At 41.1% G+C, this 16,316-nt stretch carries 9 protein-coding genes; all 9 read left to right on the top strand.

Features of this window, described 5'->3' with window-relative positions; all coding sequences use genetic code 11:
* Positions 1 to 13 precede the first annotated feature (13 nt).
* The 9 genes from W7W_RS0121280 to W7W_RS0121235 all read left to right on the top strand — a co-directional run bounded on the left by W7W_RS0121280 (position 14) and on the right by W7W_RS0121235 (position 16,260).
* Complete coding sequence (locus W7W_RS0121280) at positions 14 to 1,792, top strand: RagB/SusD family nutrient uptake outer membrane protein (protein WP_010665631.1); 1,779 nt, start codon at positions 14 to 16, stop codon at positions 1,790 to 1,792.
* Between the two features lie 93 nt (positions 1,793 to 1,885).
* Positions 1,886 to 3,055, top strand: coding sequence for an exo-beta-N-acetylmuramidase NamZ family protein (locus W7W_RS0121275; protein ID WP_010665630.1), 1,170 nt, complete (start codon positions 1,886 to 1,888; stop codon positions 3,053 to 3,055).
* Between the two features lie 36 nt (positions 3,056 to 3,091).
* Positions 3,092 to 4,954, top strand: coding sequence for a serine hydrolase domain-containing protein (locus W7W_RS22665; protein WP_010665629.1), 1,863 nt, complete (start codon positions 3,092 to 3,094; stop codon positions 4,952 to 4,954).
* Between the two features lie 275 nt (positions 4,955 to 5,229).
* Positions 5,230 to 8,334 (top strand): SusC/RagA family TonB-linked outer membrane protein, encoded by a 3,105-nt coding sequence (locus W7W_RS0121265; protein ID WP_010665628.1) that lies wholly within the window; start codon positions 5,230 to 5,232, stop codon positions 8,332 to 8,334.
* A 21-nt stretch (positions 8,335 to 8,355) separates the two neighbouring features.
* Positions 8,356 to 10,041 carry a SusD/RagB family nutrient-binding outer membrane lipoprotein gene (locus W7W_RS0121260; protein WP_010665627.1) on the top strand — a complete coding sequence of 562 codons (1,686 nt, stop codon included), beginning with the start codon at positions 8,356 to 8,358 and terminating at the stop codon, positions 10,039 to 10,041.
* 258 nt (positions 10,042 to 10,299) lie between these two features.
* Positions 10,300 to 13,155 carry an FAD-binding and (Fe-S)-binding domain-containing protein gene (locus tag W7W_RS0121255; protein WP_010665626.1) on the top strand — a complete coding sequence of 952 codons (2,856 nt, stop codon included), beginning with the start codon at positions 10,300 to 10,302 and terminating at the stop codon, positions 13,153 to 13,155.
* Between the two features lie 74 nt (positions 13,156 to 13,229).
* Positions 13,230 to 13,811, top strand: a complete 582-nt coding sequence (locus W7W_RS0121250) for an RNA polymerase sigma-70 factor (protein WP_010665625.1) — start codon at positions 13,230 to 13,232, stop codon at positions 13,809 to 13,811.
* A gap of 264 nt (positions 13,812 to 14,075) precedes the next feature.
* On the top strand, positions 14,076 to 15,044 hold the full coding sequence (locus W7W_RS0121240) for a FecR family protein (RefSeq protein WP_010665624.1): 969 nt from the start codon (positions 14,076 to 14,078) through the stop codon (positions 15,042 to 15,044).
* 202 nt (positions 15,045 to 15,246) lie between these two features.
* Entirely contained in the window at positions 15,247 to 16,260 is a 1,014-nt protein-coding gene (locus W7W_RS0121235) for a SusC/RagA family TonB-linked outer membrane protein (protein ID WP_162097983.1), read from the top strand.
* Positions 16,261 to 16,316: the final 56 nt, after the last annotated feature.

Genomic DNA, 16,316 nt, shown 5'->3' with positions numbered 1-16,316 from the left:
AACGATATAGATTATGAAGACAAGAATATTAATATTTGGAATTATTCTTTCATTGTTTGCCGCCTGTTCCGATGATTATCTGGAACGACTGCCAAACGACACTCTGGTGGATAATCCGGAGTTTTGGAACGATGAAGGTAATGTAGGTAATCGGATGTTTGCTTTTTATACTCATTTTTTTCCGGGTTATGAGAGTGGCTGGACCCGCTCTAATTTCTGGACACTTGCCGATGCCCCTGAAACATCATGGACAGATGATGCGGCTCAAAAAGCTGCAACTTATTTTATTAACAATGCCCCTTCTACTGCGTCATCTGCAGGATGGTCATTTAGCTATGTCAGACAGATCAATTTAATCATTGATAGATTAGATAATGCTGATATGCTTGAGGAATCAAAGAATCACTGGCTTGGAGTTGCACGATTCTTCCGGGCGATGGAATATCATCGTTTGGTTAAACGATTCGGCGATGTACCTTGGTTTGAACAGGTGGTTGATGATACTGAGAAAGATTTACTTTATCGTCAAAGAGATGCTCGTACCACGGTAATGGATAATGTTCTGGCAGACCTGGAGTTTGCCATGGAGCATGTTCGTGTATCTGATGGCATGCCCGGCTTGAAAGTAAACCAGGATGTGGTAAAAGCTTTTACCTCACAGATTATGCTGTTCGAGGGAACTTGGCAGAAATATCATGGTCAGAACAATGCTGCAGCTACAAAGTACCTTTCTGCAGCCCGGACTGCCGCCCTGGAATTAATTGAAAGTGGCAGGTATTCCATTGCCCCTGATTACTTATCCCTCACAACATCTGAGACCCTTGATGGAAATCCGGAAATTATTCTTTATCGTGCATATGAGCCCGGTGAGGTAACTCATTCTGTGATGGGGTTTCAGCTTCAGGATGGGCAACGCAATGCTCCTTCCAAGGATTTGATTGATAGTTATCTTTCGTCTAATGGTTTGCCCATTGAACAGGCTGAGAATGATTTATTCGAATCAGATAAGACCTTCTCATTGGAAATGGCCAATCGTGATCCAAGACTTTATGCAAATATTGATTCGTCACGCAAATACCTGGATGGAGTAGATGTCCTATTTGCGTCCTCAGGTTATTATTCTCATAGATTTATAAATTATAATTTAACAGAGTATTCCGGACAGCTTTCAATAACCGATGCTCCGGTGATGAGGTATGGTGAAGTATTACTAAATTATATCGAAGCTTCTGCCGAGTTGCATGATTTGGGTGAATACTCACTTAATCAAAATGACTTTGACATCTCATTTAATGAGCTGAGAAAGAGAGAAAGTGTGGATATGCCTTTGGTTACTTTTGACGGAAATAATTTGTCTGTGAATGGTATGGTAATCAATGATCCTAACAGGGATGCTGATGTGTCTTCTTTGCTTTGGGAAATCAGACGCGAACGGAGAGTTGAGATGGTCTGGGAAGGAAAACGTTATGATGATTTACGACGCTGGAAAAAGCTGGAATATGCCGACATGACGCTGAACACAAAATTGAACATGGGAGCATGGCTTGATAAGGAAGCCTTTGTTTTGTGGTTTAATGAAAATGTCGCTGATGCGGATACTCAGATTGATTTAAGTGATCTGGATGGTGTCAATCTTGACAGGGAAGGTACTGCCGGATATATTATTCCTACTGATGATCCTTCAGCAGTGAGAGCTTATGATGAACGAGATTATTTATATCCATTGCCTACTGATGAGATTGCTTTATATAAAGAAAACGGAGTAACACTAGAGCAGAATCCAGGTTGGTAAAAGCATGAATTGATTATTATTAAGGTGGAATCCTGTAGTTCAGGATTCTGCCTTAATTTATTTTTGTTGGTAGATTGTTTTTAAAGAAATTATATGAAACGACTAGGTTTTATTTTGTTGGGGTTGTTCGTTATGCTTTGTGCTAATCACTCTGTTATAGGTCAGGTGGTTGTAGGTGCGGAGCGATCGTCTGAGTATTTTCCGCTTTTAGAGAATCAGCGCATTGCAGTATTTTCCAATCACACCGGATTGGTCGGAGATGAGCACCTGGTTGATTTTTTACTGAAAAATGAGTTTGATGTGAAAGGCATTTTTGCTCCCGAACACGGTTTCAGAGGAACAGCTGATGCAGGAGAACATGTGGCCAATTCGGTGGATAAAAAAACCGGACTCCCCATTTTCTCTTTATATGGAGGGAATAAGGGAGAAATTGATCAGGAGATTTTGGGTGGATTCGATGTTTTGCTGGTTGACATTCAGGATGTAGGGCTTAGATTTTATACCTACTATGTTACTATGGTAAAGCTAATGGATGTGTGTGCCAGGAATGAAAAGAAAATGATTGTTCTTGACCGGCCAAATCCGAACGGTCATTATGTGGATGGACCAATTCTGGATATGAAACATAAGTCGGGAGTCGGTTGGTTGCCCATTCCTGTTGTGCATGGTATGACCTTAGGGGAAATTGCGCGTATGGTAAATGGAGAAAAGTGGTTGCCTGAAAATCGGGAATGCGAACTGGAAGTCATTGCCTGCGATAACTATACCCACCAAACGCTCTATGAATTGCCTGTTGCGCCATCACCCAATCTTCCCAACATGAGATCTATTTATCTTTATCCTTCAACTTGCTATTTTGAAGCGACTCCCGTCAGCCTCGGACGCGGGACTTCCAAACCTTTCCAGGTTTACGGACATCCAAACATGAAAGGATATGATTTTAGCTTCACCCCCAGAAGTGTGCCGGGGGCTAAAAATCCTCCCCAGTTGGATAAAAAATGCTATGGGGTGGATCTTTCGGATTTATCCAATGAGGAAATATTTAAGAAAGGCATAGATTTGTCGTATGTTATTGATGCTTACAATAATCTGAATATGGGCAGCCATTTCTTTCGTCCTTTTTTTGAAAAGCTGATAGGTGTTGATTACGTTCGACAAATGATTATGCAGGGAAAATCCGCCAAAGAGATTAAGGCGATGTGGAAAGATGATGTTGAACAATTTAAAAAGCAGCGAAGATCCTATTTGCTTTATGAGGAATAGCAACCTGTATTGGTTTATTTTTAAAATATTTCTGCGATGAAACGGCTTCTCCTTCTGGTATTTGTTTTTTTATATTTTACTGTGAATCTGCTCTCATTGAATGACACCATCGTTATTGAAGAGAAGAACGACTCCATACCTGAATCTATTTATCAATTAGTTTTACTTAAAAACAAGGATGAAATTATTCCATTTACAGGGTTGGAAGAAAGTTGGTTTTCCTGCTTTATTGCAGGGGAACTGAGTCATTTCGGTGATCGAATGCTGGATTATCAGGAAATGGACGTGGATTCTTTTCCGTTGGACAGTATGCTGGAGAAGAGATTACTTCGTGAATCAGAAAATAAAAAGAAACGGTTGGTTCTGGGAATTAATTCTGACTGTGATGATGCAACCGTGAGGTACTCTGTTGCAGATTTCGTTAAAGAGCATCCGACAGTGGTCGTCTTTTTTGGAAGTGCTGAAGCCCTTGAGAAATGGGACGGCTTGTCTTCCGCTGAAGTCCTGTTGCTGAGTGAAGAGAACGATTCCATAAGCCAGGACCATGCTGCCCAGGCACTTTTTGGGGGCATAGGCATTCATGGAAAATTACAAACGGAGCTCGCGGGAAAGTATCCTAAAGGGCATGGGATAGACAAAAGAGGTGGCCTCCGTTTTGAATATGCGCATCCCGATTCTTTAGGCCTGGACGGAAAGCGTTTGAATGAGCGAATTGACAGTGTGGTAATGCATGCTATGGCCCTGAAAGCTTTTCCCGGGTGCCAGATTCTGATGGCAGTTGATGGAAAGGTTATCCACCGTAAGTCGTATGGTTATCACACCTATAATAAACGGGTAAAAGTGCAGGATACCGATTTGTATGACCTTGCTTCGGTTACCAAAATTAGCGGCCCCCTGCCACTCCTGATGCAGTTGACTGGTACCGGAGTGCTTGATCTTGACCGGCCGTTCTCCAATTATTGGGAAGATTGGAAGAACAGGCTTTTCCACCGCTCCAATAAAGATACACTTACATTGCGGCAAATACTAGCCCATCAGGCCAGATTAGTCCCTTATCTTGGTTTTTGGCGGGAAACGAAACGGGAGGGACGTTTCAAACGGCGCTTTTATCGGTTGGAAGCTTCTCCAGGGTTTCCTTACCAAGTCGATGAGCATCTTTATTTAAAAGAAAGGTTTCAAGAAAAGATCTTTCGGATGATTCGTCGTTCAAGACTCCTTCCTTATGTTGAATACCGTTATTCGGGACTCTCTTTTTTGGTCTATCCTGAAATGATCTCTCAAATTACAGGGACGTCGTACGAAAAACTTCTTTACTCTGAGGTTTTCAAACCATTGGGGGCTTCCAGACTCGTTTACAATCCTCTGGAGAAGGGTTTTTCCAAAGGTGAGATTCCTCCCACCGAAATGGATCTGTTTTATCGCGAAAGTCAGGTTCACGGGCGAGTCCACGATGAAGCGGCTGCTGTATTTGGCGGAGTAAGTGGCAACGCCGGATTGTTTGGCAATGCCAATGATCTGGGAAAGTTGATGCAAATGTATCTCAATAAAGGCAGTTATGGTGGTCAGCAGCTTCTCCCTGAGCAAGTAGTGAATGAGTTTACCTGTGTTCAATTTCCGGAAAATGAAAATCGACGGGGGCTTGGATTTGATAAACCTCTGCTGAATAATGATTCAAAGGAAATAGATGAAGCCTATCCAGCCCGAAGTGCCTCTGCTGCCAGTTTTGGGCACAGCGGTTTTACAGGCACTTTTGTATGGATGGATCCTGCTTACCGGGTGTTGTATATATTTCTTTCAAACAGAGTTTTTCCCACCAGAGAGAATGTTGCGCTTTACGATCTCAATGTTCGCACTGCAATTCAGCAAATATTATATGATGTCCTGGAGGAGGCAAATTAACATTCTGTGCCATTTGCAGAAGTGGTGCATTTGAAAAGTTTTGTGAATCTTCTTATTTCCTTTTTTCTCCGGATATTAAATTTCTTTCCTATTTACTCTTGCTCTAGAGGAAGTTATGGGGTTTTGTAAGGGTAGGACCTTGAGTTTGGACCAAATTAATTGAAAATGTTAAAAAAAGCACTCTGAAAACAAAAAAAGTTAAATAAAAAAGACATGTATCTGATAAAAGGCTTAAATTGACTACTGGATTTTTCTTAATTTAAAAAATCAGGTTTATGAAAAAGAAGCTTTTTTTGAAAAAATGGTTCATTACAACGCTTTTGTTGTTGTATGCCGGATTTATTGCTGCTCAGCAAATTGAGATTTCAGGAGTAGTAACCGAGAGTTCCAACGGTGAACCTATTCCCGGGGTTTCGGTAGTTGAGAAAGGTACCACCAATGGAACCATTACCGATCTGGATGGCAGGTATTCATTAAGTATTTCCGAAGAAGCAACCGTTGTTTTTTCGTTTATTGGGTTTGCCAAGCAGGAAATTGTTCCCGGCACACCTGGTACTTACAATATTCAGATGGAATCCACTGTCTTTGATGTGGATGAGGTGGTTGTCACTGCATTGGGGCTTTCGCGTGAAAAAAAATCTCTTGGTTATACTGTGACTGAAGTTCAAAGCGATGAAGTGTCGACAGTAAAAGAAACAAACGTAATGAATTCCCTGGCTGGTAAAGTTGCTGGTGTTACTATTACTCAGGGGGCGTTTGGCCCGGGAGGAGGTTCCCGTGTAGTTATTCGTGGGAATAACTCACTTTCCCAGAACAACCAACCTCTTTACGTAGTGGATGGGGTTCCCATTGACAATTCTGGTTATGGGACAGCTAATTCCAATGATGTGGGATCTTATTCGAAAACAGATTATGGTACCGGGATTTCTGATATTAACCCGGACGATGTGGCATCCATTTCTGTATTGAAGGGGCCAAATGCTGCAGCCCTTTATGGTAGCCGTGCCGCTAACGGGGTAATCTTGATTACTACCAAAAAAGGCTCTGCTCAGAAGGGATTAGGGGTTTCAGTTTCTTCAAGCCTGACATTTGAGCGTCCATTGGTGTTGCCTGAATACCAAAATAAATATGGACAGGGGACACAGGGATATGTACCAGATAATCTTCTGGACTTGAAAGAGGCCGGAGGCAGTTGGGGGCCAATGATGGATGGTTCTCAAAAGCTCTACTGGACCGGAGAAGCTCAACCTTATACTGCACAGCCGTCTAATGTTGAAGATTTTTTTGAAACTGGGCAGACTTTGATTACCAACCTGGCCCTCGAAGGGGGAGTGGAAAACGCAAATGTCAGGTTTTCTTATACCAACACGCATTCCACTTCAATTTTGCCTAACTCCGGCATTGACCGGCATAATTTCAATCTTAGGGGGTTTGCCAAAATGGGTGATAAATTGACCATCGATGCTAAAGCTACTTATTTTCATCAACATGGAGAAAACCGCCCTAAACTTGGTACCGAAGGGGTGATGGCTTATGTGTATTCCATTCCACGGAATGCTGCAATTGACGACTATCGCGATTATCAGAATCCGGAAACATTGCGGGCTGTTTCTCATTCTTCTTTGGGGGCCAATCCATACTGGATGATGTTCAACGACCGCAGAGAGGACTGGCGGAATCGTTTTACAGGATTTGTAAAGGTTCAATATGAATTTACGGATTGGCTCTCTGCCTTCGTCAGAGTTGGATCCGATTTCGTAAAACAAAATATTGAAAACCTTGAGGCATACGGACACTGGTATTATGATCGGGGACGCTTTAGTTATAATCAATACCAAACCAGTGAAACCAATGCCGACTTTTTATTTATGTTCGAACATGATGTTACTGAACATATTAACCTGAATGCTACTTTTGGTGGAAACCATATGTACACAGATAACAGGAGTATGCGGATTAACGGGGAAGATTTCCGGATTCCTGAGGGACCTCCTGTTTCTATTTCTGAGCTGGTCTTTTATGGATATTCTCCATTAAGCAAGAAGAAGATTAATTCGCTTTATGGTACTGCCAGTTTGGGTTTTGACAACTGGTTTTATCTCGAGGGATCACTTCGAAATGATTGGTCATCCAGCTTACCTGAGGACAGTCGTTCTTATTCTTATCCATCACTTAGTACCTCTGTATTATTAAATGAACTTCTGGATATAGAAACACCTGCACTTACCTATTCGAAGCTTCGTTTAAGCTGGGCGCAGGTAGGTAACGACACGGATCCTTATATGCTGAATGATATTTACTATATTGATGATGCTTCTGGTTCTTATCTTGGGCTTACAACTATGAGCCGAAGCAGTCAAAAAAATAATGCTGACCTTCGGCCGGAAGAAGTTACCTCTCTTGAATTTGGAGGCGAATTCAGGTTTTTCTATAACAGACTTTATACCGATTTTAGTTTTTATAATATCAAATCCCAGGATTTGATTTTCGCTGTTCCTATTTCAGCATCAACAGGATACTCTTCCCGTGTTAGCAATGTAGGTGAAATTGAAAACAGAGGTTTTGAGATTTTGTTGGGGGGCACACCGTTGGATCTTCCTGATTTGTCGTGGGACCTATCGGTTAATTTTTCCACAAATAAAAATGAACTTAATGAGTTGATTCCAGGGACAGAAACTTATCCTTTCGGTGAAACCAATAGTGGAAATATTATCGTTCAGGGAACAGTTGGTGGTGGATTTGGTGATATTTACGGAACCGATTGGCTGAGAAATGATGATGGTGAACTTGTTGTTGACGAAATCGGCCGTCCAAGAGCCACTACCGAAAAAGTGAAACTTGGAAATTATCAGCCTGATTGGGTTGGTGGATTGACAAATACTTTGAAATACAGAAATATTACGCTCAGGTTTTTAATTGATGCCCGCATAGGTGGCGAGGTTTATTCAGGAACCGATGCTTCACTTGATGCAAGCGGTGCTGGCGAGCGCACCCTGAAGTATCGTGAAGATGGGGTTGTTTTAGATGCTGTTGTTGAACAGGAAGATGGCAGTTATGTAGCTAATGATTCCAGAATTACTGCACAGCAGTACTGGGGCAGTGTTGCTGGCATTGGCTCGGAGTATGTTTATGATCAGACAAATATAAGACTGAGAGAGGCCTCTCTGGTTTGGAATGTGCCAAACACTCTGTTAGGAAATGGCTTTGTTAAGTCTGCTTCCGTTGGCGTCGTCGCCCGGAATCTATTCTTCCTTTACAAAGAGGTTGACAACTTTGATCCCGAGTTGAGTTACAGTACCAGTAGTTTCTCTCAGGGTATCCTTTATAATCCGCTGCCATCAAGCAGAAGTTTGGGGTTCAATGTTAATCTTAAGTTTTAATCGTGCTTAAAATAATTAATTATGAAAATATATAAGTTCATATTAATCGGGATTTTGGCCTGTGTAACACTTCCTCGGTGTACAGATGATTTTACTGAAATTAACCAAAATCCATCTGCCATTAGTGGAGATGATATCTCAGCCCGGTATTTTATTACCAAGAGTCAGGTTAAGTTGATGGCTCCGGATCGGTACCCCTACTGGAGAGCGCACTTGATTCATGCCGACAGATATGCAGGTCATTTTTGTTTTGGACACTCCTCTTCATGGTGGTCCGGTGAGTTGGGTTATAGCTACAGTGGAGGATATACCGATGCAGCCTGGGATTATTTCGAGGGTTATACCGGAACTATTGTTACTTTTCTTCAGGTAACAGGTGACGGAGGCGATCGTGAAAACCCATTGGCGCATGCTACGGCTTTGGTTTTAAAAAGTCTTTTCTATGAATATTTTTCCGATACTTTTGGAGAAATTCCCTATTCCGAAACGGGGCAATTGGATATTCTATTGCCAAAATTTGACACACATCAGGCCATCTATCAGGGAATAATCAATGACCTGGATGCTGCGATGAATGCTATTGGTGATGCAACAAGTACGGGGGAGACCGATGAAGATCTGGGCGAGAATGATTTGTTTTATGGTGGTGACCTGCAAAAATGGAAAAGTCTGGCCAATACTATTAAACTACGTATTGCGCTTAAGGCACTTGGCGCTCCCGGTGCTGACTTTGCTCAACCTGCAATTAATGAAGCATTATCTGCCCCTTTGCTTGCTGATGAAGGGGACAATGCGCTTATGTCAAAGGATATTGAAATAAGTCAGTGGAACAGTGCTGCCTATGGAGATGTTTGGTATAATTTCGGTGCAGGGTCGGATTGGACAGTTAGCCAGGAAGTGATAAATTATTTGCAGAACTATGATGACCCCAGGCTGTCGAAATATGCCCAACCGGCGGTTGGGGGCGAAATAACCATTCCTTGGCCAGATAGTGACGACGAAGCTTTGTATTTGAAGCGGAAAAACTTTATTTTATCAGCTCTTGATGCTGCCGGAGCCGTTTATACCGAAGCCAGCAATGAAAACGGAGAATCGGTAATTTCGATGGATCCTGATACTTTTTATGTTGGGCAGCCTGTGCGATTGAGGGGAGAAATGGGCAACTATGCCCGGTATGATTTATTTAGTAAACCTGCCCAATATATTATTCAAAATAAAGGCGAAGAAGAGCCAATTGCGCCTGAGATTGTTGTCACAACGGCAGAATCTCATCTTCTTCAGGCAGAAGCTATTGTTCGTGGAGTGGGCTCTGGTGATGCCAATGCTCACTACCAGATGGGACTGCGCCAGGCCATGCTTTTGTGGGGTGTTGATCCTGCTGAGATTGATGATTTCATGGCCAATTCATCCATGGCAACCCTGGATGGGACCAATGATCTGGAGAAAATAGCGATTCAACGATGGCTGGCTTACTATACCGAAGGCTTCCATGCCTGGGCAGTGGTCAGAGATTTGGGCTATCCTGCCAGTTTGGCTGACGGAGTCTCAGATTCCGATATATTTGGTTTTGGGGATATCTCGGGACATTACCCGCAGCGTATGCGATACGGAACCAATGCGTATTCCCGAAATTTAGACAATCTGGAGGTTGCTATTGGTCGACAGGGACCGGATGTACAAGACACCAAGCTATGGTGGGCTGAGTAAGTTTGAAACAAGGTTTGATTACAGAGAGCTGTCTTTTTAAGGCAGCTCTTTTTTCTTTAAGGTCAAAAAAACAAACTTATACAGATGTAATATATAATAAGTATTATAACTTTGTTCAAGTGATTAACTTTTAGTGACAATCCAATAATGATTTATTGAAAGTAATTCTTTCGGGGTTTTGACTGCCTTGTTTTGTGGCCAAAATAAGCTCGAACAATAATGTGTTTGCTGTAAGGCATTAGTTAACTATTTGAATATATGGGAAATAATAAGACTACTTTGCAGAGGTTCCGGCAACAGTTAAACGGTATTCTACCGGCATCCAGAGTCTATACCGACGCTTTATATACCCTTACCAAAGGGACCGATGCCGGCTTCTACAGGCTGATTCCGGATATGGTAATAAAAGTTGAATCAGAATATGAGATGGTGGGCGTACTTCAACTTTGTTCTCTGTATAATATCCCCGTCACCTTTAAATCAGGGGGCACCAGTTTAAGTGGACAAACCATAACCAACTCAGTACTTATTGATACTGGTGACGGCTTTTCGGATTTTAAAATTTCCCCGGACGGAAAATATGCCAGTTTTCAAAGCGGAATTTCCGGAGGGCTTGCAAATGCTCGTTTAGCACCCTATGGCCATAAGCTGGGGCCAAGTCCGGCTTCAATCAATTCGGCCCGCATCGGGGGTATTGTTTCCAATAATGCCAGTGGAGCCAGTTATGGAATACGGTACAATAGTTATAATACGGTTGAAAGCATGCGTATGGTTTTGGCTGATGGCACAGTGCTTGATACCGGTGATCTTGAATCGCGGAGATGCTTCGAAGAAACTCACTCCGACATGTTGAGTCAGTTAACGGCTCTTAGTAAATCTGCTAAATCAAATGAAGCAGTCAGGCAGAAAATCCAGCATAAGTTTGAATTAAAAAATACTTGTGGATATGGCGTTAATTCACTCATTGACTTTGAAGATCCCATTGATGTTCTTCAGCATCTGATGGTTGGGTCGGAGGGGACTTTGGGCTTTATTTCTGAAGTAAGCTTTAAAACAGTCAGAGAATATGGCTTAAAAGCTACTTCCATGGTGTTTTTTAAAAATATCAAATCGGCTTGTGAGGCTATTCTGCCATTGCGGGGCTGTAGTGTAAGTGCTGCCGAACTGATGGATCGTAATGCTTTGCGCTCTGTTGAAAATAAGTCTGGGATGCCTCCGGTGCTCAAAACGCTGGATGAAGAGGTTGTTGCCTTGTTGGTTGAAACATCTGCGGAAGAGGAGGATTTGCTAAACATCCGGATGAAGGAAATTGAAAAGGCACTGAGCTTTTTTGATACGGTTTACCCGGTGGAATTTACTACTGATAAGGATGAGTATAACAGGCTCTGGAAAGTTCGCAAGGGGCTTTTTACTTCTGCCGCGGCGTCCCGTCCCAAAGGTACGGCCTGTATTATTGAAGATTTGGCTTTCAGGGCTGATGTTCTGGGGGATGCTTTGGTAGATCTTAAAAAACTTATAGAAGAGTTCGGGTATGAGGGGTATGTGATTTGGGGGCATTTGTTGGATGGCAATATCCATTTTGTCATGATGCCCGATTTTAACAACCGGTCTGGTGTGGAAAGGTACCGCCAATTTATGGAGGCTTTGGTGAAGTTGGTGGTTCACAAATATGACGGAAGTTTGAAAGCCGAGCACGGTACCGGACGTAATATGGCTCCTTTTGTAAGAGAGGAATGGGGGGAGGACATTTATGATCTGATGAAAAAGATTAAGGAAGTGGTTGATCCTCGTGGAATACTTAATCCCGGAGTCATAATAAATGACGATCCGGAGATTCATCTAAAAAATCTGAAACCTCTTCCTGTTGCTCATGATTTAATAGACAATTGCATAGAGTGTGGATTTTGTGAAATCAATTGTCCCTCCCGTGGGATCACACTTACGCCCAGACAACGCATTGTGGCCTATCGCGAAATGCATCGATTGTCCTTGGAGGGCAAGGACAAAGACAGACTTTCGGAGCTTAAAAAGAGATACAACTACGATGGCGATGCCACGTGTGCTACCGATGGCCTTTGTGAGTTGGCATGTCCTGTGGATATAAACACCGGGAAATTAATTAAAGATCTCCGGTTTGATGGCAATTCTTCTACGGGCAACAAGGTTGCCTCCTGGATTGCAAATCATATGAGTTCGGTTACTTTGTCAGGAAGATTTGTTCTGGGAGTTGTTGGTGGTGCTCATAGGGTTTTGGGGACTAAGGTTATGTCTGGTGTCTCCAGTTTTTTGTTTAAAGTGTCGGGGCATCGCATTCCTTTATGGAACCCGCATATGCCCCATGGAGGACCCTCTTTTTCAGTCTATGAGTCTAATGGGCATGACTTAACGGAGGATACAGTGGTTTATTTTCCCACCTGTATCAATCGTACCATGGGTAAGTCGGTCGATTATGGCAAAGAGATGACGGTGGTGGAGAAGACTCGTCAATTACTGGAGAAAGCCGGGTTTAATGTAGTTTTTCCTGAGGGTTTGAAGAATCTTTGCTGCGGAATGGCTTTCGATAGTAAAGGTTTTAAAGAACAGGGATTGCGAAAAGCCAGAGAACTTGACCAGGCATTGCTTAAAGCTTCCCAAAACGGGAAATATCCGGTTTATTGCGATATGAGTCCCTGTTTATTGAGGATGAAGGAGACGCTTTCTTCCGAGTTGGATCTTTATGAACCGGTGGAGTTTATCTTGAAATACTTTCCGGACAGGCTTCATTTTAAAAAACTAAATAAAAAAATTGCCATACACACTACCTGCAGTAGTACAAAAATGGGGTTGGAAAGTAAATTGCTTCAGGTAGCACAGATGTGTGCAGAAGAGGTGATTGTTCCGGATGAAGTTGGTTGTTGTGGTTGGGCGGGCGATCGTGGGTTTACACATCCCGAACTGAATGCATCAGCGCTTAAACCTCTGAGGCGTCAACTGCCCGATGATGTGGAGTGTGGATACAGCACCAGTCGTACCTGTGAAATAGGTTTATCCCTGCACAGCGGAATTTCCTATAAATCGATTGTTTATTTGGTGGATGAGGCGACACAGATTTATAAAAAAGGATTTTTGGACTAGAGGTGTTCTAAGATGGGATTTAAAATTTTTGATAGAACTTGAATGTTTGAGAGTTTTAAGCTTGTTTGATGTATATGTTTAGCGAAAAAGAGCTGTTGAAAAGATTAAGCTGTGGTGATGAGAGGGCCTTCGGTTTGCTGTTTTCGTCCTATTATGAGCGCCTGTATTATTTTTCACTACATTATCTTAACAACAATGAGGCCTCGAAAGATGTAGTGCAGGATTTGTTTTCAGTAGTATGGGAAAAAAAAGAAAAACTTGAAAACATTGAGAATTTATCTGCCTGGCTTTACTCCATTGCGAAGAATCTTTGTCTGAAAAAAATGGATCATTTGAAGGTGGTTAGGAAGCATTCAGATTATCTTAAATACCGTGAACTTTGTGTTAATCAGAATTCGTTGAATGAACTTGATACCTCTCCGATGATTTTTGATGAGATAAGTGGAATCATTCAGGCTACTTTAAAATCTTTACCTTCTCACAGCAGAAGAATATTTGAACTTAGCCGCTTTGAGAATAAGAAGAACAAAGAAATTGCTGTCGAGTTGGATGTCTCACTCAAAACTGTGGAGGCACACATTTCCAAATGCTTAAAAATATTTAGAGAAGCTCTGAAAGGTTATCTTTCACTCTTAGTTTTTTTTTGGCTTCAATAAATGTGTCATACAACAGATATGTTGTATGACGAGTGTTTTTGTGGTGTTTTACCGGACTTTTTAATTAGATTAGCTTTCCTTATCGTGGGTTAATGTGTTGGATTATGCTAATTTGATTAGCTTGTTGGTGGTTGGATTTATATTTTATGAATTCATTTTTTTTCTTGTTTTCTTCTTGAAGTGGTGTTTTTTTTAAAAAAAAAGGTAAAAAAATCATAGGGTATTTCTTTTCCCAGCGTACTACTATATAAAACCGGATAGTAAATGGATCGAGAAAAACTACAGAAATTTGTTGATAACTCACTTACAGACAGTGGGGAGATTGAGGAAGTGATTAATTGGATTGAATTGGATGAGAAAAACCGTGAAGAATACAACCGTCTCAAAAATACTTGGTCGTATTTGGGTTTCAAAAATTTTAACACGATTCTCCAAATCCAGAATAGAAATAAACACACAAGGCGTTTTATTCTTTCGACTTTTGTTAGGTATGCGGCCTTAATTATTCTTGCATTTATGGCCGGTGGGGCATCATTTTTTTTGTATTGGCTCAATATTCCTTCAAATGCCTCATCCCTTAATGAAATTGTAGTTCCGTATGGAGAAACTGCCGAAGTGATTCTTAGTGACCACACTCATGTATGGTTAAACTCGGGGTCAAAGTTGAAATATCCTACCGCTTTTGACAATAGGAATCGCAGAGTTGAACTTGAGGGAGAAGCTTATTTTAAGGTTCAGAAAAATGAAAAAAAACCATTTATTGTTTCTACTTCTCACCTTAATGTCAATGTGTTGGGTACTAGCTTTAATGTAGAAGCATTTGAAGGCGCAGAAACCATCAATGTAACCCTTGTTGAAGGAAAAGTAAATATTGAAGACAGTGCCGGAGGTATTCTGGCAGATTTAAATCCAAATGAGAATGCAGCATTTGATAGGGAAAGCAAAATATTGAAAATTGAGAAGAAAGTTGATACAAAAATGCTTACATCCTGGAAAGATGGCATAATATATTTCGAAAACCAGCAATTGCGAGATATTGCTAAAAAACTGGAGCATTGGTTCAATCTTAATATCGTATTTCAGGATCCCACTTTAAAAGAAGTCCGATACACCGGGGCTATTTTAAAAAACAAGCCCATCGATCAGATTTTTGAAATACTTAAATACACTACCGACATCGATTATTCGATGAAAATAAATGATACAGAACCAAGTGTAGTATTCATAAAATAATTGCCTATGGTAAAAAACAAAAATTTAAAAAGGGAGTGGAAAATAGTACCAGTATTTCCCAACTCCCTCACGAAACAATGAGTTTCTTGCATTTTGAATTTTACATCAGCAAACGAATTGCATTAATCCAAAACATTACAAATGTATGAAAAAAACAGAGAATTGTAGTAACTGTTTTGAGTTACAAAGGTTATTTAAGATTATGAAAGTTGTTGTTATACTGATGATTATTGGCGTTACCCAGGTGTTTGCTAGTTCAATTTATGGTCAGGAGAAGAAGTTATCCCTGAAAATTGAAGATTCTTCATTAGAGACCATCTTTAAGAAAATAGAGAATGAGAGTGATTTTCATTTCTTTTATAGGAGTGAAGATTTGACGTTTGACAAGACTTTTGATATAAATGTTGAAAGAGGTACCATTTTCCAGATATTGAACATCGTTTTATCTGAAGTTGATCTTTCTTATAAAGTTTTTGATAAGTATATAGCTATAAGCCCTGTTAAATCGACTCAACTGCCCGGGATTCAAGACGATAAGCAGAAAGTCATAAGTGGGGTTGTAGTTGATGCTGAAGGAGAGTCCATTCCAGGAGTAACCGTTACCGTAAAGGGTTCTACAACTGGTACCATTACCGATATGTCCGGGGTTTTTGAACTTTCCATTCCTGTCGATTCAGACGTTCTTGTTTTCTCATTTATTGGAATGAAAAGCCAGGAAGTTGTGTTGGGCAACCAGACTAGGTTGGAAGTAACCATGGAAGAAGAAATTATGGGTTTGGATGAAGTGGTAGTTGTAGGTTACGGAACTCAGAAAAAGAAATTAATTACCGGAGCAACCTCCCAGGTTAATACAGAAGAACTGACTCGACAGAATACAGTTTCTGCAATAGATGCCCTCAAATCAAACACTGCAGGGATGCAGATTGTTAAAACTTCGGGTCAGCCGGGCTCTGGCTACAGAATTAATATTCGGGGATTAGGTACCACAGGAGATGCTTCTCCTTTATTTATAGTTGATGGAATACCTGTCGGGGATATTGATTTTCTCAATCCTTCTGATATTGAGTCAATTGATGTATTGAAAGATGCTGCTTCGGCTGCCATTTACGGGTCACGTTCTGCCAATGGGGTTGTTTTGGTTACAACTAAATCCGGAAAATTTGAGTCTAAACCAACCATTACTTATGATGGATATTATGGTGTACAAAATTTCTAAGTACATGACAAAATATTTATACAATCATTAAACTCCTTGATATTTAAGGCATTCAT

Origin of the sequence: Marinilabilia salmonicolor JCM 21150, assembly GCF_000259075.1 — a bacterium.
Taxonomy (GTDB): Bacteria; Bacteroidota; Bacteroidia; order Bacteroidales; family Marinilabiliaceae; genus Marinilabilia; species Marinilabilia salmonicolor.
This window is presented reverse-complemented; position numbering and strand designations above follow the sequence as displayed.

What these genes read in the sequence shown, in the direction of transcription:
- W7W_RS0121280 (WP_010665631.1), top strand. Translation starts at nt 14, where the DNA reads ATGAAGACAAGAATATTAATATTTGGAATTATTCTTTCATTGTTTGCC.
- W7W_RS0121275 (WP_010665630.1), top strand. Translation starts at nt 1,886, where the DNA reads ATGAAACGACTAGGTTTTATTTTGTTGGGGTTGTTCGTTATGCTTTGT.
- W7W_RS22665 (WP_010665629.1), top strand. Translation starts at nt 3,092, where the DNA reads ATGAAACGGCTTCTCCTTCTGGTATTTGTTTTTTTATATTTTACTGTG.
- W7W_RS0121265 (WP_010665628.1), top strand. Translation starts at nt 5,230, where the DNA reads ATGAAAAAGAAGCTTTTTTTGAAAAAATGGTTCATTACAACGCTTTTG.
- W7W_RS0121260 (WP_010665627.1), top strand. Translation starts at nt 8,356, where the DNA reads ATGAAAATATATAAGTTCATATTAATCGGGATTTTGGCCTGTGTAACA.
- W7W_RS0121255 (WP_010665626.1), top strand. Translation starts at nt 10,300, where the DNA reads ATGGGAAATAATAAGACTACTTTGCAGAGGTTCCGGCAACAGTTAAAC.
- W7W_RS0121250 (WP_010665625.1), top strand. Translation starts at nt 13,230, where the DNA reads ATGTTTAGCGAAAAAGAGCTGTTGAAAAGATTAAGCTGTGGTGATGAG.
- W7W_RS0121240 (WP_010665624.1), top strand. Translation starts at nt 14,076, where the DNA reads ATGGATCGAGAAAAACTACAGAAATTTGTTGATAACTCACTTACAGAC.
- W7W_RS0121235 (WP_162097983.1), top strand. Translation starts at nt 15,247, where the DNA reads ATGAAAGTTGTTGTTATACTGATGATTATTGGCGTTACCCAGGTGTTT.